Source organism: Agromyces sp. G08B096, assembly GCF_040267705.1.
Classification (GTDB): domain Bacteria; phylum Actinomycetota; class Actinomycetes; order Actinomycetales; family Microbacteriaceae; genus Agromyces.
In genome coordinates, this window is record NZ_CP158374.1 from 3,445,713 (window position 1) to 3,464,101 (window position 18,389).

The window sequence follows — 18,389 nt, forward strand, 5'->3', positions numbered from 1 at the left end:
TCACCCCTTCGTCCCCGAGAACGCGATGCCCTGGATGAACTGCCGCTGCAGGATCATGAAGGTGACGAGCATCGGCAGCGTCGCGAGCAGGGCGCCCGCCATGAGCACAGGGTAGTCAGTGCCGTGCAGGCCGACGAGCTGCGACAGGCCGACCGACAGCGGCATCCTGGCCGGGTCGGTCGTCACCACGAGCGGCCACAGTAGGTCGTTCCACGACCACAGCACCGTGAACACCGTGAGGGCGACGATGCCGGGCTTCGCGAGCGGCACCATGATGCGCCAGAACGTCTGCCACGGGTTCGCGCCGTCGATGCGCGCCGCCTCCTCGAGCTCGGCCGGCATCGACATGAAGAACTGCCGCATCAGGAAGGTGCCGAAGGCGCTGAAGATGCCCGGCACGATGAGCGCCTGCAGGGTGTTCAGCCAGCCGAGTGACTGGATGATCTCGTACTGCGGCAGCAGGTAGAGCTGCGACGGCACCATCAGCACCGAGAGGAACAGCACGAACACGACGTTGCGGCCCCGGAACGGGATGCGCGCGAACGCGTAGCCCGCCATCGTGCAGAGCACGACCTGGCCGACGGTGCGACCGACGGTGAGCAGCACCGAGTTCAGGAACATCTGCGCGAACGGCATCGAGTCGAAGACCTCGGCGAAGTTCGTGAACACCCACGGGTCGGGGAGCACGATCGGCGGCACCTGCGCCGAGTCCTGGAAGGTCTTGAACGCCGTGAGGGTCTGCCAGATGAAGGGGAAGACCATCACGATCGCGCCGGCGGCGAGCAGCAGGTGGACGAGCCAGTGGCCGCGCCCGGTGCGGCGGCCCGGGCGGCGCGCACGGCCGGCGGATGCCCCGCGCCGGCCTCTGCGGCCCTCCCCGGTCGCCGCACCGGTCATCGCGCGCGTGTCGAGGGAGAGGTCACTCATAGTGCACCCACTTCTTCTGGAGCCGGAACTGCACGACCGTGAGCACGAGGATGATCAGCAGCAGCAGGAACGCGATCGCCGCCGCGTAGCCGCGCTCGTTGTCGAGGAAGCCGGCCTCGTAGAACAGGTAGACGATGGTGCGGGTGTTCGGCATGGCGGGGTTGCTGCGGCCGAGCATCATGTAGACGAGGTCGAACACCTGCAGCGCGCCGATCACGCTGATCACGCTCACGAAGAAGATCGAGGGGCTGAGCAGCGGAATGGTGATCGAGAAGAACTTCCGCACCGGGCCTGCGCCGTCGAGGTCGGCCGCCTCCATCACGGTGTCGGGGATGCCCTGCAGGCCCGCCAGGAAGATGACGATGTTGGTGCCGAGGCCCGCCCAGATGCCGACGACCGCGATCGAGACGAGCGCAGTGCTCGGATCGGTGAGCCAGCTGCGGCCGTCGATGCCGACCAGGCCGAGCACCTCGTTGAGCACGCCGTAGTCGCCGTTGTAGATCATGCGCCAGACGAGCGCGATGGCGGCGGGCATCGTCACGACGGGGATGAAGTAGAGGGTGCGGTAGACGCTCCGGCCGCGCAGGCCTGCGGTGTTCAGCAACGCGGCGATCGCGACGGCGATCGGGATGCCGACGAGCGCGATGACGGTGTAGATCGCGCTGTTCCGGAGCGCGCCGATGAGCTCGGGGTCCTGGAACAGGCGCGCGTAGTTCTCGAAACCGACGAACTCCGAGCCACCGAACGGACCCGACTTCGTGAACGACAGGATGAGGGTGCGCACCGTCGGCCACAGGTAGAACGCGAGCAGGCCGAGTGCGGTCGGGCCGATGAACAGCACGGCCCACCAGGCGGACTGGCCGGGCCCGCGGCGCCCTCCGCCGCGTCGTCGCCCGCGGCCGCCGGGCCGGCCGGGAGCGGCCGCGGGCCGCTCCCGGTCGAGCTCGGTGATCGGCGCCGCGGTGCGCTGCGCGATCAGGTCGGTCATGCGATCACTCCGACTCGGCGTCGAGCGCCGCCTGCATCTCGTCGGCGAGCTGGGCCAGACCGTCCTCGGGGGTGACGGTGCCCGCCCACACCTGGGAGAGGATCTCGCTCTCGATCGAGGTCCATGCGCTGGTGTTCTTCGAGACCGGGTAGGGCACGGCGGTCTCGAGCGCGTCGATGTAGACCTGCAGGTCGTACTGCGGCAGCGCGTCGACCCAGGCCTGCTGGGTGCCGGTGAACGCCGGGATGACGGTGCCGGTCTCGGCCTGGATCTTGGCGGCCTCCTCGGAGCTCGCGAACGCGGCGAACTCCTTCGCCAGGTCGAGGTGGGCGCTCTTGGCGTTGGCGACGTTCGCGACGCCGTGGATCACGCTCTGGTTGCCGTCGGGGCCCGCGGCGAGCGGTGCGACGTTCACCTTCTCGGCGATGTCGGGGTTGTCGGCGTAGGCGATGGCCGCCCACGAGCCGTTCTGGAACATCGCGACCTTGCCCGACAGGAAGAAGTCCTCGGGGTTGGTGTCGGTCATCTGCTGCGCGGTGGGCGACGAGCCGGCCTCGATGAGATCGGTCCAGAGCTCGATGCCGGCGAGCGCCTCGGGGCTGTCGTAGCCGGTGGTCGTGCCGTCGGCGGAGATGACCTCGCCGCCCGCCTGGGCGATGGAGTTGTAGTAGTTCTCCTGGCCGTACTGGCTCGCGGCGATGCCGTACTGGCCGGTCGCCGGGTCGGTGAGCTTCGCGGCGGCGGCCTTCAGGTCGTCCCAGGTCCAGCCGGCGGAGGGGTACTCCACGCCAGCGGCGTCGAACAGTTCGGTGTTGTACCAGAGCGCGACGGTGTCGAAGTCCTTCGGGGCGCCGTAGAGCTCGCCGTCGAAGGTGTAGAGGTCGATGAGGCCCTGCGGGTAGTCGGCGGGGTCGAGCGCGTCGTCGCCGAGCGGGGCGATCACGCCGTTCCCGGCGTAGAGCTGGAAGTTGGGGCCGTTCATCCAGAACACGTCGGCCGCCGAGCCGCCGGACACGGCCGTCTGCAGCTTGGTGAAGTACTCCTTGTACGGCGTCAGCTGGATCTCGATCTCGACGTTCGGGTGCTCCTCGGTGAACGCGTCGGCGATCTGCTCCATCGCGGGCTGCTGGTTCTGATCCCAGATGGCGTAGGTGAGCGTGACGTCGCCGCCGGCCTCGGCGTCGGCTCCGCCGGCGCAGCCGGCGAGCACGAGCAGGCTGGCACCTGAGACGGCGATGGCCGCGGCGAGGCGGCGCTGTGGGACGTGGCGCATGTGACTCCTTCGTCGGTGATGGCGGATGCCGCTCACGATCATGTTAATCGTTTAGCACGGCAAGATATCTGCGCCCCCGGCGGACGCGCAAGCATCGGATCCGATGCCCGGCGTGCACGCCGACTGCGCGATTCCACGGGTCCGAGAGACCCGGCCGGCCGCCGTGGCGCGTGATCGCGGCGATGCCCCGCGCGCAGTCCGAGTGCGCGAACGGAGCTCCCGATGCGCGAAATCCGTTCCAGCCCGAGCCGCCCGTCGGCAGCCGAGCAGCGCGCTGCCGTTTGCCGGTCGCGTCGACGCCTGCTAGCGTCCTGCAGATCGTGACCCGTCGACAGGAGGTGAGACCCATGAACGCAGCAGCAGTGGGTGCTCCCCAGTCGTCCACGATCGTGCGGCCGAAGTAGTCGTCGCCGGGAGCGCCGCATCGGCATCCCTCGAAAGGCGACTCCCATGGACCGCACCCCTTCCCTTCCTCCTCGTCCGCAGATCGACGCGGCCGGACGCATCCCCGCCGGTGAGCGCGCGCTCGTCCTCGGCGGCGGCGGATCCACCGGCAACGCCTGGCTGATCGGCGTCGTCGCCGGCTTGCACGCAGCCGGCCTCGACGTCACCTCCGCGGATCTCACGATCGGCACCTCGGCCGGATCGACGGCCGCGGCCCAGTTCGCCGGCGCGAGCCCGGCCGACCTGTTCGCCGCGACCGTCGCCGCCGTCCCGCCCGGCCGGGCCGGGCGCCCGGGCTCGGCAGGTCGCGTGCAGGCCGCGGCCGACCACATCGACCGGATGACCGCGACCGTGGCGGCGGCGCGCGACGCGGATGACCTGCGCCACCGGATGTGCGCCGCCGCGCTCGACCGGCCCGGATCCGCGGACGCCGAGCTGCAGGCCCGGTGGCGCGCCACGGTCGCGGCCCGGCTGCCACGGCCGGACTGGCCCGAACGCGCCGTGCTCATCACGGCGGTCGACGCCGAGCGGGCCGAACCGGTGGTGTTCGACCGGCTGAGCGGCGTGGAGCTCGCCGACGCGGTGGCCGCCAGCTGCTCGAGCGGGTTCGCGTACCGGATCGGCGACCGCCGGTACGTCGACGGCGGCTACCGGCGCAACGCGGAGAACGCCGACCTCGCGGCGGGGTACGGGCGCGTACTCGTGCTGTCGCCGTTCGGAGGACGCTCCTTCGCGCCGGCGGAATGGGGCACCGACCTCGCGGCCCAGGTCGACGAGCTTCGCGCGCAGGGCAGTCGCGTGGAGACCGTCACGCCCTCGCCGGACGCCGAGCGCCTGTTCGGCGCGAACGCGATGGACCTCTCGCTTCGGCCCGACGCGGCACGCGCCGGATTCGCGCAGGGTGAGGCGCTGGCGGGGCGGCTGGCCCGATTCTGGGCCTGAGGGCGAATGGCGCTCGACGCGGCCGCGGTCGAGCGCTACGATCGAATCGATTCGAGTCGAATCGATTCGAGCCACCTTCTTCAGCCCACCCCGACCACCTCAGCGAGGAGCACACGATGGCGCACGAGGCATCCGTCGATAGCGTGGACGCCGTGAGCGACCGCGGAACCGAGCGAGCCGGCCGGCCGTCGCGGGCGCCGCACGGCGCACGCGCCTGGCGCAACGCGGTCTTCGCGGTGTTCTTCCTCAGCGGGCTCAGCATGGCCAGCTGGGTGGCGCGCATCCCCGCCGTCCGCGACTTCACCGATCTCTCGACGCAGGGCGTGGGCCTCGTCATCCTCAGCATGTCGATCGGCTCCATCGTCGGTCTCGTCGTCGCCCCGCTCGTGCTCGCGAGGTGGGGCACGCGCATCGGCGAGACGGCCATGCTCGGCACCGTCTCGGTGGGGCTCGTGCTCATCGGACTCGGCGGCTCGGTGGTGCCCTCGGTGCCGCTGGTCGTCATCGGGCTCGTGCTCTTCGGGTTCGGCAACGGCGCCGTCGACGTCATGATGAACGTCGACGGGGCGATGGCCGAGAAGGAGATCGGCAAGACGCTCATGCCGCTCATGCACGCCTTCTTCAGCTTCGGCACGGTCGCGGGCGCCGGTCTCGCCGTGGTCGCCTCGGCCATCGACCTCGCCGTCATCTGGCACCTCGGCGCCGTCGCGGTGCTGATCGCGGTCGCGGTCGGCATCGCCGTGCGGTTCGTGCCCCGCGACTCCTCCGACTCGGTCGCGCAGCAGCGGGCGGATGCCTCCGCCCCGCGCCGCCCGTGGCGCGAGCGGGTCCGCGAGAGCCTGTCGGTCTGGGCCGACCCCGGACTCCTGCTCATCGGCGCGATCATGCTCAGCATGTCGTTCGCCGAGGGCAGCGCGAACGACTGGATCGCCCTCGCCGCGGTCGACGGGCACGGCTACGACCAGACCACGGGCGCGATGGTCTTCACCGTCTTCACCATCTCGATGACGGTCGCCCGCGTGCTCGGCGGTCCCGTGCTCGACCGGTTCGGCCGGGTTGCCGTGCTGCGCGTGCTGTCGGCGACGGGCGTGGTCGGCCTCGGCCTGTTCATCTTCGGCACCGAGCCCTGGATGATCGTCATCGGCACGGCCCTCTGGGCGGTCGGCTGCTCGCTCGGCTTCCCGGTCGGCATGTCGGCCGCGGCCGATCACCCGCACCGGTCGGCGGCGCGCGTCTCCGCGGTCGCGATCATCGGCTACTGCGCCTTCCTCGCCGGCCCGCCGCTGCTCGGCTTCCTCGGCGAGCACTACGGGCTGCTGAACGCGCTGCTCGTGCTCATGGGGCTCATGGTCGTGGCGGGCCTGCTCGCCCCCGCGGCCCGCGAGCACTCGCGGCGCCTCGGCTGAGCGGGGGGGTCGCGTGAGCGGGCGGGTCGACTGAGCAGGCGGGTCGCCGGCGCGTCCTAGACTCGAACGGTGCGTCTCGTCATCGCCCGCTGCTCCGTCGACTACGCGGGGCGCCTCTCGGCGCATCTGCCGCTCGCGACCCGGCTGCTCATGGTCAAGGGCGACGGAAGCCTCCTCGTGCACTCCGACGGCGGCAGCTACAAGCCGCTGAACTGGATGAGCCCGCCGTGCACGCTCGCGACCTCCGAGCCCGACGAGGAGCAGCGTGCCGCCGGCATCTCCGAGGTCTGGACCGTCACGCACAAGAAGACGGCCGACCGCCTCGTCGTCTCGATCCACGAGGTGCTGCACGACTCCAATCACGATCTCGGCGTCGACCCCGGTCTGGTGAAGGACGGCGTGGAGTCGCACCTGCAGCAGCTGCTCGCCGAGCAGATCGAACTGCTCGGCGACGGCTACCGACTGGTGCGCCGCGAGTACATGACGGCGATCGGCCCGGTCGACATCCTGGCGACGGATGCCTCGGGCGCGAGCGTCGCCGTCGAGCTGAAGCGCCGCGGCGACATCGACGGCGTGGAGCAGCTCACCCGCTACCTCGAGCTGATGAACCGCGACCCGCTGCTCGCACCCGTCACCGGGGTCTTCGCCGCGCAGGAGATCAAGCCGCAGGCGCGCACGCTCGCCGAGGACCGGGGCATCCGCTGCGTGGTGCTCGATTACGACGCGATGCGGGGCATCGAGGGCGGCCACGCGCGGTTGTTCTGACCGTTTCCTGAGCGGTGCTCGGGATTCGTGCGCCTAGGATGTCACGGTGACCTCGACGCTTCCCACCCGAACGGCCCAGGCGCCCGCGCGCACCTGGACGGCCGTGCTCTTCGACCTCGACGGCACCATCGTCGACTCGGAGACGGAGATCACGAACTCCCTCGCGCACATGTTCGTCACGATGGGCCTGCCCGTGCCCGACGACGAGACGCTGCGCTCGTACGTCGGCCCGCCCCTGCTCGACAGCCTGCGCATGACCGCGGGCTTCACCGACGCGGACGCGTGGGAGGCGCTGCACGTCTACCGTGACCACTACGACGAGCACCTGCTCGCCTCGCCCGTGTTCCCGGGCGTCGCCGGCGTCCTCGAGCGGCTGCACGCTGCGGGCATGCCGATCGCCCTCGCGACCTCGAAGCCCGAGTCGATGGCCCGTCTCGTCCTCGAGCACACGGGGCTCGCGAAGTACTTCGACGTCATCGCCGGCGCGAGCGAGGACGAGGAGCGCAGCACGAAGGCCGACGTCGTGGCCGAAGCGCTGCGCCGGCTGCAGGCCCAGGGCGTCGACACGGCCGATGCCGTCATGGTCGGCGACCGCGGCTACGACACGCTCGGCGCGGCGGCCAACGGCGTGCCGACGATCCTCGTCGAGTGGGGCTACGGCTCGCCCGCCGAGGCGCAGGACGCCTTCGCGGTGGTGCACTCGGCCGACCAGCTGCGCTCGCTGCTGCTCGGCTGACCCGGACTACTCCTCGGCGTTCACGACCTCGACGGTGAAGGCCACCGACTCGCCCGTCGCGGTGTTGTCGAGGGTCACGTCGGTCTCGCCGACGGCGAGCGCCTCCAGCCCCGGATCGAACTGCGCGCTGCCGTCGTCACGGCCGGGCGTGAACGAGACGATGGACTCGTCTGCGATGTCGGCCGTCCACTCCGTGTAGGTCTCGTCGTCGCCGGTGAGGTCGATGACGTTGCCGACCTGCACTTCGACCGTGGTGCCCTCGAGCTCCGCGATCTCCACGACGACCGGCGCGGGCAGCCCGTCGGAGCGTCCATCGGTCGGCTCAGGCGTCGCGTCGCCTCCCGATCCGGCCGTGCATCCGGCGAGCGCGAGCGCCCCCACGACAGCGATCACGGATGCCACGAATCCGATGTTGCTCCGCATCTCGTCCTCCCCCTCGAACGATCGGCGCCTCCCCCGACGCACCGGGTTCAGGCTAGCGCGGCGGTCGCGGACGCAGACGAGCCCGGCACCCCGCACGGGAATCCTCCAACAGTGAGTCATCCTCATCGAACAGCCTTCGAGCTGCGCTCGTCTTCACGCAGCATCCTTGTGCGTCGCGCACGATTCCCGCGTCTTCCTCGGAACATCGGCGGTTGGGTCTTCCCCCCGAGTGGGGGTCACCGGCAGGATGCCTGCTACGTCCGTCCACTCGGCGGACGTCAGTCGTGTCGAGCGGATACCCCGCACGACACTCGGAGGGAGAACCAATGTCACATCGCACCACGCGCGCGCGCAGGCGCGCGGTGGCGTCGATCCCGATGATCGCGCTCGTCGCCACCGGCCTCACGGCCTTCGGCGCGAGCGCGGCCTCGGCGGAGACGTCACGCCCGGCGGCGCCCGTGATCTCGGACGACGAGTACTACATGAACTACGTGGCCCCGCGGGCCGAAGCCGTCGTCGGCAGCGACGAGGAGGCCGTCTACGACATCAATGGCAACAAGGTCGTCGGCACCGGGTCGCCCGACGAGACCGCGGCCGCCCTCGAGGCCGCCACCGCGATCGACCAGAAGTTCGCCCAGGGCAACCCCCAGGCGGCCGAGGGCCTCGCCATGCTCGAGAGCCAGTCGATCGAGACCGGCAAGAGCCCCAAGGAGCTCAAGCAGGAGAACCGCGGCACGGGGCACGGCCACAAGAAGCCGAAGAAGGACCCCAACTACAAGCAGGCCGACGAGACGCAGGAAGCCAAGCTCCTCACGATCCTCGTGGAGTTCGACGAGAACGCCAACGACGACTTCTCCGACCTCTACGTGCCCACCGAATGGGGCGGCACCGAGTGCAAGCCCGGCGACGTGCAGAACGGCCCCCTCCACAACAACATCCCGAACCCCGCCGACTACGAGCTCGAGGACAACAACTCGATGTGGGTGCCCGACTTCAGCTCGGAGCACTTCAACAAGATGCTCTTCACCGACGAGGGCATCACGGAGCGCGTGCGCACCGACCTGACCGGCCCTGACGGGAAGCCCGGCTTCGACATCTCCGGCTACACGATGAAGAACATGTACGAGGAGATGTCGCACGGCGCCTACACGGTCACCGGCGCGGCGACCCCCTGGATCAAGGTGCCCCACTCCGAGGCGTACTACGGCGCCACGGTCTGCCACCTGAACGAGGAGGGCGTGTACGAGGCCGGCCCCATGCAGGACATGCAGGGCCACCCCGACAACCCGCTCGGCCCGGGCCAGCTCCCGATCGACGCCGTGGGCGCCCTCGCCGAGGCGCAGCCCGACTTCCCGTGGGCCGACTACGACATCGAGGACCAGGGCGACCGTGACGGCGACGGCAACGTGCTCGAGCCCGACGGCGTGATCGACCACGTCGTGCTCGTCCACGCCGGCGAGGACAAGTCGGGCGGCGGCGGGGCCGAGGGCACGTACGCCATCTGGGCGCACTCCTCCGCCGTCGCCGGCGGCGCCGACATCCCCGGCACCGACCTCAAGCTGTCGAACTACATCGTGCAGCCCGAGGACTCGGGCGTCGGCGTGTTCGCGCACGAGTACGGCCACGACCTCGGCCTGCCCGACCTCTACGACACGTCCAACGCGGCCAGCTCCGACGTCGACTTCTGGGACCTCATGAGCTCCGGCTCGCACGCGGGACCGATCTTCCAGTCGATGCCGACGCACATGGGCCTCTGGGACAAGTGGGTGCTCGGCTGGGCCGACCCGCTCGAGGTGAACCCCGGCGACGACGAGCTCACCGTCAAGGTCGGCCAGAACTCGCGCCCCATCAAGGGCACCGAGGACGGCGTGAAGATCAACCTGCCCGACAAGGTGATCACCCTCGCGACCCCGCACAGCGGCGAGCACATGTGGTACACCGGCGCCGACCAGGACTGGGCCGACCTCCGGCTCGGCCGCACGATCGACGTCCCCGCCACCGAGCCGAAGTTCTGGATGTGGAACGACTTCGTGATCGAGGAGGACTGGGACTACGGCTACGTCGAGGTCTCGACCGACGGCGGCACCACCTGGACCGAGCAGAAGGTCTTCTCCGAGGACGGCACCGAGGTGTCGACGCCCGACGGGTACGCCGACCCGAACGGCCGCATGGCCGACTTCGGCGCCGCCGAGGGTGCGCCCAAGCAGTACGGCCTCACCGGCTCGAGCGAGGGCTGGCGTCACGACTACGTCGACCTCACCCCGTACGCCGGCACGACGGTGCAGCTGCGCCTGCGGCTCGCGACGGACGCCGCCTACCAGGACCGCGGCTGGTTCACCGACGACCTCGCGGTCACGAGCGGTGCGGACGTGGTCTGGAGCGACGACGTCGAGTCGGGCGACGACAACGGCTGGACCAAGGAGGTCGCCTCGTTCACGACGACCACCGGCCCCGGCTGGCGTCAGGACACCGGCACGTCGGTGAAGGCGCAGTACTACCTGGCGGAATGGCGCAACTTCGACGGCTTCGACGAGGGCCTGAAGTACGGCTACAACAGCATCTACCAGGACGGTGCGTGGAAGGTCGAGAAGCTCGCGTACAACGCGCCGGGCATGCTCGTCTGGTACCGCGACACCACGTACGGCAACTCGAACATGATCACGGCCAACGAGACCGCGCTGCCGAGCTACGGCGCCAAGGGCGGTCTGCTCGTCGTGGACAGCCACTTCAACCCGCTGCAGCGCACGGGTGAGGCGGCCGAGGCCGACCCGTCGACCATGAACGCGATGCCCTCGCGGGCGCAGTCTTCGAATGCGGCCTTCGGTCTGCAGGCGACGTACCCCTTCACGGAGTGCTTCATCCTGACCGACCCGAGCGACGAGTACTGCACCGACATCCCCGCCCTCGACCCGGTGCGCACCTTCACCGACGACCAGGGCTGGGTGCCGGGCTTCGCGCTGAACCCGCAGACCGGCCAGCTGTACTACCGCGACCGTGACGCCTCGACGGTCGTGCCGTCGGTCGGCAACGCGCAGTACACGACACCGCTGTACGACCTGCAGGGCAACCGCCTGCCGCAGTACGACGGCGTCGACGTCGGCTACGGGCCCTTCGGCTCGGGCAACCCGGCCGACTCGGGCGTGGGCTACGGCACGGTCATCTCGGTGAAGAAGGCCATGAAGGGCAACACGTCCGCGCTGTTCAGCATCACCCCGCCGAGCGCGGAGTGAGGCCGACGGCCTGAACCGGCGGAGGGCCGGAGCCTGCGGGCTCCGGCCCTCCGTCGTGCGGGCAGTAGGCTGACGCCGACCCGAGGAGGTGTCGTGCCCGAGACCCGAGGCATCCGTTCACCCGAGCGCGAGCTCACCGCACCCGTCTCGCTCACCGGCGCCGACGGGCGGCTGAACCGCGACGCGGTGGGGTGGACGAGGCATCCGCTGCACGACACCGGTGGCATCGGCCACGGCCGCACCGCGTGGGGGCGCAACAAGCGCTGGGAGTACTGGGCGATCACGTCGCCCGAGCTCATCGTCGCGGTCACCGTCGCGACGCTCGACTATGCGACGCTCAGCCAGGTGTGGGCGCTCGATCGCCGCACCGGCGCCGAGATCGACCGGTCGGCCGTCACCCCGCTCTCGCGTGGCGTCGAGCTGCCCGGCACCCTGGGCAAGGGGCTCGCGACGGCACGGGTTCCGGGCATCGAGGTCGACCTCGACGAGATCGAGGGCGGCACACGCATCCGGGCTCGGACCGACCGCGTCGACCTCGACGTGGTCGCGGAGCGGCCGGCCGGGCACGAGGCGCTCGGCGTGGTCGTGCCGTGGAGCGACCGCCGGTTCCAGTACACGGTGAAGGATGTCGCGCGGCCCGCGCGCGGCACCGTCGCCGTCGACGGGCACCGCGTCGAGCTGCCCGCCGGCGAGAGCTGGGCGGTGCTCGACCACGGGCGCGGCCGCTGGCCGTACTCGATGCGCTGGCATTGGGGCGCGGCATCCGGGATCGAGCACGGTGTGCGGATCGGACTGCAGCTCGGCGGCCTGTGGACGGCGGGCACCGGTTCGACCGAGAACGCGCTCTCCGTCGACGGGCGGCTCTCCAAGATCGGCGACGAGCTCGACTGGCGCTTCGACCCGGGCGACCACCTCGCGCCCTGGACGATCACCGGGGAGCGGGTCGACCTCGTGTTCACACCGTTCCACGACCGCCACGCGAGGACGGCGCTCGGCGTCATCCACTCCGAGACGCACCAGTGCTTCGGCACGTACTGCGGCACCGTGATCGACGACGACGGCAAGTCGCAGAGCGTCGACGCGCTGCTCGGCTGGGCGGAGGTCGTCAGGAACCGCTGGTGACGTCGACGCGGACCCGGCGACGACGGTCGGCCGCGACGCGCTCGGCCGCGAGCTGGATGGCGAGCGTCAGCACGCCGCCGATGATGATCGACGTGAGGTTGATCACCAGCTGCAGGCTCGAGGTGCCCACCTGCGCCCATTCCGCCGACGCCACCGCGAGCGCGATGGCCCCGGCGGCGGGCACCGTCGTCACCGAGATCAGCACGCCGATGAGCGCCCCCGACTTCGCCGACGTGAGCGAGAGCACCCCGGCGATCCCGGCGAGGAACGCCACGACGTAGCTCAGCGCGTCGGGCTGCCAGATGAACTCGGTGAGCGGATGCTCCTCCGCGAACGGGTCCGGCGGGAAGACGCCGAGCAGCCGGAGCAGGAAGACGAATCCGATCGTGACGAGGATGGCGAATGCGAACCCGGAGAGCAGCGTGCCGGTCGAGCGCCACACCACCTGCGGGCGACGGCGGACGATGCCGACGGCGATCGCCGCGAGCGGGCCGAAGTCCGGTCCGACGACCATGGCCCCGACGATGAGGATCGGCTGGTCGATGACCACGCCCACGGCCGCGATCATCGTCGCGACGCTCATGAAGGCGAGGAACGTGGCCGAGAGCCGCACCTCGTCGTCCGTTCTCGACTCGACCTCCTGCCAGACGACCGCGTCGTCCTGACCGCCGAACACGGCGACGGCGTTCCGGCGGTCGCGGCGCGACATCGCGAGGTCGACCTGCTCGGCGGTGATCGAGCCCGTCTCGTCGAGGCCGATCGCGTGCAGCCGTTCGAGCACGCCGCTCGCCTGCGCGCGGTCGACGTCGCAGATGATGACGTCCCCGGCCGGGCTCACCGCCGCGCCGGGCAGCACCACGACGTTCGAGATGCCGGACTCGGGGTCGGCGACGATGGCGTCGACGGCGTCCCGCAGGTCAGCGGGGACGATGAGGCGGAGGTGCAGCACGGCGCCAGTCTCGCCGACGAGGACGCGGGGCGCGCAGCGGCGCGCGGTGCGTCCGCGCTCAGCGCGTCGAGGCGATGCCGGCAGGCACGAGCCATCCGTCGACCAGTCGGCCGACGGCGGTGCGGAACTCGGTCTCGTCGCCGGTGCGCAGCCCCAGTGCGGCGCCGGCGTCGGTGATGGGATGCTTCGTCTCGTCGCTCCACAGGGTCGCGGAGGCCGGCTCGGCCGGGGCATCCGACCAGGCGGTCTCGAGTGCGACCTGCCCGAGGACGTGGGCGAGCAGGGCGTGCGCGGCGCGGGCGGCGTCGTCGCGGTCGAGACCCGCCGCAACGAACGATGCGCCGAGGCCCTCCGTCAGCGCGAGGGCGACCGGTCCGTCGAGCGGCCCGCTCGTGACGAGCGCGACTGCTCCGGGGTGAGCGCGGAGGCGGACGCGTAGCGCGGCGGCGGTCTCGACGAGCGCCGAGCGGGCGACACCGGCTGAGTCGGTGTCGCCGTCAACGGTGACACCGCCTGAGACGGTGACGCCTGCGAGCAGCTGCTCGACCATCGCCGTGAGCAGCGCCTGCTTGGCCGGGAAGTACGTGTACATCGCCGTCGGCGTGAGCCCGAGCGCCCCGGCCACGCCTCGCACCGACACCGCGGCGAAGCCGCGCTCGGCGAGGATCTCGAACGCCGCGGCGACGATCTCTGACTGGCTGATGCTTCGGCGGGGGCCGGGTTTCATGGTGCTCCTCGGGGTCCCGACTACGGTACCCGGGCGCACGGCCGGTCAGCGGACGAAGCGGACCTCGCGCACCTGCCAGAGCTCGTCCCACTTCTCGGTGCCGTCGAGCTCGAACCCGTTGCGGCGATAGAAGGCGTGCGCCCGCGGATTCCGGTCGAGCGCCCAGAGGAAGGCTGGCCGGTCGCCGAGCGCCCGGTCGAGGAGCGCCTGCCCGACGCCGGCGCCGTGGAAGGACTGCAGCACGTAGAGGCCCTCGAGCTCGAGGGCTCGCGGCAGGTCCTCGCCCCGGCCCGCGCTGGTGTTCGCCCAGCCCACCACCTCGCCGTCGACCTCGGCGACGAAGATCTCCATCGCGTGGAAGCCCTCCGGCGGCGGGAACACGCCGGACGCGATCGCGGTGTACGCGCTCCACGCGCCCACGCGGTCGCGCATCGTCCACGCCTCGACTCGCTCACGGCTGACGAGCCCGGGTTCGACGTAGGCCTCCTGGTGGGAGATCCAGTGCACGCGGGCGATCGCCGGCGCGTCGGCGACGGCGGCCGGGCGCACGAGCACGTCGTCGACGGCCACGCGGCTACCCGGGCAGCGCCGACTCGATCGCGGCGATCACCGCGGGATCGTCGGGCTCGGTCGTCGGGCGGAACCTCGTCACCGAACGGTCGGGCGCCACGAGGAACTTCTCGAAGTTCCAGGACACCCGGCCGGCCTTGCCGGAGGCATCCGGCGTCTTCTTCAACTCGGTGTAGAGCGGGTGCTCGTGCTTCCCGTTGACGCGAACCCGGTCGACGATCGGGAAGGTGATGCCCCACGTCGTGGAGCAGTACTCGGAGATCGCCTCGTTGGTCGAGAGCTCCTGCAGGAACTGGTTGCTCGGGAAGCCGATGACGGTGAACCCCCGGTCGGCGTACTGCCGCTGCAGTTCCTCGAGCTTGCCGTACTGTGGCGCGAGCCCGCAGCGCGAGGCGACGTTCACGACGAGCACCGCCTTTCCTGCGTAGTCGGCGAGCGACGTCGAGCCGCCGTCCATGGTGGTGATGGGGATGTCATCGATTCCGGTCATCTGTACCTCCGCGTCGAGCCTACGTCGGAGGCGAGCGGCGATGGCCGGCTCGCAGGCGCTATCTGAGCGCGCCGGCGCGCACGGCGGCCTCGGTGCGGGTGGCCGCCCCGAGCTTGCGGAGGATCGCGGAGACGTGCACGCTCGCCGTCTTGCCGCTGATGAAGAGCCGCTCGCCGATCTGCTTGTTGCTGAGGCCCTCGGCGATGAGGTCGAGCACCTGGCGCTCGCGGGCGGTGAGCTCGACGAGCGACGGGTCGGCGGACGCCTCGCCCCCGCCCGTGGGCGGAACGGCCGGCGCCGGCGAGCCGCCGCCGGCGAGGCCGGCCGCGCGCGCGACGCGCTCCACATGGGATGCCACGAGCCCGACGCCCGTCCGCTCGGCGAGGTCGCCCGCCGCTCGCAGGCTCGCCCGCGCCGCGACCCGGTCGCCGGCGGCGATCTCGGCCTCGGCGAGGCGGAACCTCGCGTACGGCGCGAGGAAGACGTGGGATTCGGGCACCTCGGTCGCACGCTCCGCCGCCTGCCAAGCGCGGATGCGCTCGGACGGCTCGGTGAACTCCGTCAGCTCGGCCTCGAAGAACGCGGTCCAGAGCGGGGTCGTCGGCCACGCGGGAAGCCCGTTCAGGACGGCGCGGAGCCGTTCGGCCTCATGGCGGGCGTCGGCGACCGCCGGCGTCTCGTCGATGCTCGCCTCGGTGGCCGCGAGCACGCGCGCGCCGACCCAGAGATAGGGCAGCGTGTAGCCGGGCGAGAGCGGCAGCCGCTCCTCGAAGATCGGCGCCACCCGGCGCCACGCCTCGGCGAGATCGCCCGACTCGAGCGCCAGCTCGGCGGCGACGCGGCCCACGCTCATGCGGGTCTGCAGCTCCAGCTCCATGAGCGGCATCATCAGCGGACGCACCGCGGCGAACACGGCGGCGGCCTCCTCGAGCCGGCCGCGCCACAGCAGCGACCAGATGCGGGCGCGGTGCAGGTACACCGTGAACTGCGCGGACGGATCGAGCGCGAGCGCGCGGTCGATGAGCTCGTCGGCCCGTTCCCACTCGCCGAGCGCGAGCAGCGGGTCGACGGCATTGGAGGCGAGGATGACGCCCGAGCTGCGCTCGACGCCCTGTTCGCGCGAGCGCTCGAGGCCCTCTTCGGCGAGGCGCACGGCCTGCCGATGTGAGCCGATCAGATAGTGCAGGTCGCTCGCGTTGACCCAGTAGCGCAGCAGGGCCGACCCGTCGCCCCGGGCGAGCTCCCGCGCCTCCTCGAGTCCGGCGAGCGCCTCTTCGACCTCGCCGCGGATCGCGCGGCTGATCGACTCGATGTTCTTCGCCACCGACGCCGACCGGGCCGCGCCCACCTGCAGGGCGATCGCGAGGGCCTCGCGGGCGGTCTCGAGCGAGTCGGTCTTCGCGCCCGACACCATCTGCCGGCCGGCGAGGGTCGTGAGGACCGTGGCGCGCAGGTCGAGCGAGGCGGGATCGTCGCGGTCGCCGAGGTGTTCGAGCGCCCGCTCGAGCAATTGGGTCGCGCCCGGGCGGCCGAGGTTCGCGAGCACCAGCGCCTGATCGCGCAGCAGTCGCGGCACCTGCGGGTCGTCGCCGGGGCACTCCTCGAGCGCGGCCTTCACGAGGGCGAGGGCGCGCTCGCTCTCGCCCGCGTTGCGGAGGTGCGATGCGGTGCGCCCCATGAGCTCGATCTTCCCCATGCCCGCCATCCGCTCGGCGCCGGGCACGACCTCCCACAGCGAGATGGCGCGCTCGCCGAGCTGGGCGGCCGTCGCGTACGCGGCCGAGGCGCGGGCCTCGCGCATCGCCTGGATGGTCGCGGGGAACGCGCGCACGGCGTCGTGCGCGCCGAGCCAGTGGAACGAGATCTCGGCCGCGAGCCGCCTCGTGCCGCTCGCGGACATGGCCTCGTACGCCTCGGCGTACCGGGCGTGGAAGCGCCCGCGTTCGCCGGGCAGCAGGTCGGCGACGATCGCCTCCCTGACGAGCGCGTGCCGGAACGCGTAGTCGTCGCGGTCGACCGTGAGCACTCCGGCGAGCACCGCTTCGCGGAGCGCGACGTCGAGGTCGTCGGGGTCGCCCTGGTACACCGAGGCGAGCAGCGTGTGCGACACCCGCACGCCGCCGATGGAGAGGAGCCGGAGCACGTGCTGGGCCCGCTCGGGGAGGCGTTCGTAGCGGACCAGGAGCAGGTCGCGGAGGGTGTCGGGCAAGGCCGTGTCGTCGCGGCATCCGTCGATGCCGATGAGCTCCTCGACGAAGAACGGCACGCCCTCGCTGCGTCGGTAGACGCTGTCGATGGTGGCGTCGGTGGGCGTGTCGGAGATGAGCATCCGGGCCATCTTGCGCACCTGGGCGCGGGTGAGGCGGGAGAGCTCGCGCCGCTGCACCCAGCGGTCGCGCTCGATCTCGGTGAGGAATCCGCGGACGGGGTGGCCGCGACCGATGTCTTCGGTGCGGTAGGTCAGGACGATGAGGACGCGGCTCGAGGTGAGCGCGCGCATGAGGAAGCGGAGCAGCGCGAGCGAGGCGACGTCGATCCAGTGGAGGTCTTCGATGGCCAGCACCGTGGGCCGGTCGCGGGAGACGGTCTCGAGCAGCACGGCGATGGCCTCGTGCAGCTGCCCGGCCGCGGCGGCGCCGCCGGCCTGCGCGGACGCGGGCGCGGCGTCGGCATCGGCCAGTTCGGGGAGGAGGGCGATGAGCGCGGGTCGCCCGGGGCCGACCGCATCGAGCACCGCCTCGGCGCCGATCTCGGCCACGAGCGTGCGGAGCGCAGCCTTGACGGGCGCGTAGGGTGCGGCGACATCGCCGAGGTCGACGCTCTGCCCGAAGAGGAGGCGGACGTCGGGCCCGAGACGGCCGATGAACTCGCGGAACAGCCGGGTCTTGCCGATGCCGGCCTCTCCGCCGAGCACGACGGTGCGCGGCGCGCCCTGTCGCGCCTCCTCGAGCAAGCCTTCGAGCCACGCGAGGTCGGCCTGCCGACCCACCATCGCGGGACTCGACACCGACGTCGTCACCCAGTCATCGTGCCACGACCCGCCGACGTCCGCCGACGTGGCGGGCGCGGTTCCGCTCTCAGGAGAACGCTCCGTCTGCGCCCCGTCGGGCGTGCCGGTGGCCGACGCCGTCATGGTCGCCGTCGCCGGGACGGTGAGCGAGCCGGTCCCCTGCCCGCTCACCGAAGGGCGAGGCGGGGAAGGCGGTGCGCACGGCGGTGACGCCGTGCGGTCGCCGGGGCGGGCGCGGCGTCATCCGCGCCCGCCTGATCGTCGACGCTGCGACGCAGGCCGATCTCGCGCTCCGCGCGGAGCACGTTCGCCTCGTGCAGGTGCATCGTGACGAGTTCTGCCGAGTACTGCATGATTCCTCCAGTGGTCTCCGGGATGTCTCCAGCG

The 18,389-nt window shown here is 71.4% G+C and carries 16 protein-coding genes; 6 read left to right on the plus strand and 10 right to left on the minus strand.

The window, feature by feature from the left end; genetic code table 11:
* The 3 genes from ABIQ69_RS16510 to ABIQ69_RS16520 are packed head-to-tail and all read right to left on the minus strand — an operon-like array spanning position 1 to position 3,188.
* Entirely contained in the window at positions 1 to 927 is a 927-nt protein-coding gene (locus ABIQ69_RS16510) for a carbohydrate ABC transporter permease (protein WP_350348212.1), read from the minus strand.
* Positions 920 to 1,915, minus strand: a complete 996-nt coding sequence (locus ABIQ69_RS16515) for a sugar ABC transporter permease (RefSeq protein ID WP_350348213.1) — start codon at positions 1,913 to 1,915, stop codon at positions 920 to 922. Before ABIQ69_RS16515 ends, ABIQ69_RS16510 begins: the two co-directional genes overlap by 8 nt.
* Before the next feature lie 4 nt (positions 1,916 to 1,919).
* Positions 1,920 to 3,188, minus strand: a complete 1,269-nt coding sequence (locus tag ABIQ69_RS16520; protein ID WP_350348214.1) for a sugar ABC transporter substrate-binding protein — start codon at positions 3,186 to 3,188, stop codon at positions 1,920 to 1,922.
* 450 nt (positions 3,189 to 3,638) lie between these two features.
* Here ABIQ69_RS16520 and ABIQ69_RS16525 point away from each other — a divergent pair, with 450 nt between their 5' ends.
* From ABIQ69_RS16525 to ABIQ69_RS16540, 4 genes are all read left to right on the plus strand, one after another.
* Positions 3,639 to 4,574 (plus strand): patatin-like phospholipase family protein, encoded by a 936-nt coding sequence (locus ABIQ69_RS16525; protein WP_350348215.1) that lies wholly within the window; start codon positions 3,639 to 3,641, stop codon positions 4,572 to 4,574.
* A 152-nt stretch (positions 4,575 to 4,726) separates the two neighbouring features.
* Positions 4,727 to 5,980 (plus strand): MFS transporter, encoded by a 1,254-nt coding sequence (locus tag ABIQ69_RS16530; protein ID WP_350348216.1) that lies wholly within the window; start codon positions 4,727 to 4,729, stop codon positions 5,978 to 5,980.
* A gap of 69 nt (positions 5,981 to 6,049) precedes the next feature.
* Positions 6,050 to 6,745, plus strand: a complete 696-nt coding sequence (gene nucS, locus ABIQ69_RS16535; protein WP_350348217.1) for an endonuclease NucS — start codon at positions 6,050 to 6,052, stop codon at positions 6,743 to 6,745.
* A 46-nt stretch (positions 6,746 to 6,791) separates the two neighbouring features.
* Positions 6,792 to 7,481, plus strand: a complete 690-nt coding sequence (locus ABIQ69_RS16540) for an HAD hydrolase-like protein (RefSeq protein ID WP_350348218.1) — start codon at positions 6,792 to 6,794, stop codon at positions 7,479 to 7,481.
* A 6-nt stretch (positions 7,482 to 7,487) separates the two neighbouring features.
* Here ABIQ69_RS16540 and ABIQ69_RS16545 read toward each other — a convergent pair whose 3' ends face one another.
* Positions 7,488 to 7,904: a hypothetical protein gene (locus ABIQ69_RS16545; RefSeq protein ID WP_350348219.1), complete on the minus strand. Its 417-nt coding sequence runs from the start codon at positions 7,902 to 7,904 to the stop codon at positions 7,488 to 7,490.
* A gap of 326 nt (positions 7,905 to 8,230) precedes the next feature.
* On the opposite strand from ABIQ69_RS16545, the gene ABIQ69_RS16550 reads away from it, so the two are divergent.
* The gene (locus ABIQ69_RS16550; protein ID WP_350348220.1) at positions 8,231 to 11,134 is read left to right on the plus strand and encodes an immune inhibitor A domain-containing protein; all 2,904 of its coding nucleotides are present in this window, start codon (positions 8,231 to 8,233) and stop codon (positions 11,132 to 11,134) included.
* A 93-nt stretch (positions 11,135 to 11,227) separates the two neighbouring features.
* Complete coding sequence (locus tag ABIQ69_RS16555) at positions 11,228 to 12,256, plus strand: DUF2804 domain-containing protein (RefSeq protein ID WP_350348221.1); 1,029 nt, start codon at positions 11,228 to 11,230, stop codon at positions 12,254 to 12,256.
* Here the strand turns inward: ABIQ69_RS16555 and ABIQ69_RS16560 are convergent.
* From ABIQ69_RS16560 to ABIQ69_RS16585, 6 genes are read right to left on the minus strand one after another with little or no spacing between them, the layout of a single operon-like run.
* On the minus strand, positions 12,240 to 13,205 hold the full coding sequence (locus ABIQ69_RS16560) for a DUF389 domain-containing protein (protein WP_350348222.1): 966 nt from the start codon (positions 13,203 to 13,205) through the stop codon (positions 12,240 to 12,242). The genes ABIQ69_RS16555 and ABIQ69_RS16560 overlap by 17 nt on opposite strands.
* A 58-nt stretch (positions 13,206 to 13,263) precedes the next feature.
* Positions 13,264 to 13,932, minus strand: coding sequence for a TetR/AcrR family transcriptional regulator (locus tag ABIQ69_RS16565; RefSeq protein ID WP_350348223.1), 669 nt, complete (start codon positions 13,930 to 13,932; stop codon positions 13,264 to 13,266).
* A gap of 45 nt (positions 13,933 to 13,977) precedes the next feature.
* A complete protein-coding gene (locus ABIQ69_RS16570) occupies positions 13,978 to 14,502 on the minus strand; it encodes a GNAT family N-acetyltransferase (RefSeq protein ID WP_350348224.1) in 525 nt (174 codons plus the stop codon).
* A gap of 4 nt (positions 14,503 to 14,506) precedes the next feature.
* On the minus strand, positions 14,507 to 14,992 hold the full coding sequence (locus ABIQ69_RS16575) for a glutathione peroxidase (RefSeq protein WP_350348225.1): 486 nt from the start codon (positions 14,990 to 14,992) through the stop codon (positions 14,507 to 14,509).
* A 58-nt stretch (positions 14,993 to 15,050) separates the two neighbouring features.
* Positions 15,051 to 18,173, minus strand: coding sequence for an AAA family ATPase (locus ABIQ69_RS16580; RefSeq protein ID WP_350348226.1), 3,123 nt, complete (start codon positions 18,171 to 18,173; stop codon positions 15,051 to 15,053).
* Positions 18,170 to 18,355, minus strand: a complete 186-nt coding sequence (locus ABIQ69_RS16585) for a hypothetical protein (protein WP_350348227.1) — start codon at positions 18,353 to 18,355, stop codon at positions 18,170 to 18,172. The genes ABIQ69_RS16580 and ABIQ69_RS16585 overlap by 4 nt, the downstream gene beginning before the upstream one ends.
* Positions 18,356 to 18,389: the final 34 nt, after the last annotated feature.

Bases quoted from the DNA above. Each gene is read 5' to 3' on its own strand.
- ABIQ69_RS16510 (WP_350348212.1), bottom strand. From the start codon at position 927: ATGAGTGACCTCTCCCTCGACACGCGCGCGATGACCGGTGCGGCGACC.
- ABIQ69_RS16515 (WP_350348213.1), bottom strand. From the start codon at position 1,915: ATGACCGACCTGATCGCGCAGCGCACCGCGGCGCCGATCACCGAGCTC.
- ABIQ69_RS16520 (WP_350348214.1), bottom strand. From the start codon at position 3,188: ATGCGCCACGTCCCACAGCGCCGCCTCGCCGCGGCCATCGCCGTCTCA.
- ABIQ69_RS16525 (WP_350348215.1), top strand. From the start codon at position 3,639: ATGGACCGCACCCCTTCCCTTCCTCCTCGTCCGCAGATCGACGCGGCC.
- ABIQ69_RS16545 (WP_350348219.1), bottom strand. From the start codon at position 7,904: ATGCGGAGCAACATCGGATTCGTGGCATCCGTGATCGCTGTCGTGGGG.
- ABIQ69_RS16550 (WP_350348220.1), top strand. From the start codon at position 8,231: ATGTCACATCGCACCACGCGCGCGCGCAGGCGCGCGGTGGCGTCGATC.
- ABIQ69_RS16565 (WP_350348223.1), bottom strand. From the start codon at position 13,932: ATGAAACCCGGCCCCCGCCGAAGCATCAGCCAGTCAGAGATCGTCGCC.
- ABIQ69_RS16575 (WP_350348225.1), bottom strand. From the start codon at position 14,992: ATGACCGGAATCGATGACATCCCCATCACCACCATGGACGGCGGCTCG.
- ABIQ69_RS16585 (WP_350348227.1), bottom strand. From the start codon at position 18,355: ATGCAGTACTCGGCAGAACTCGTCACGATGCACCTGCACGAGGCGAAC.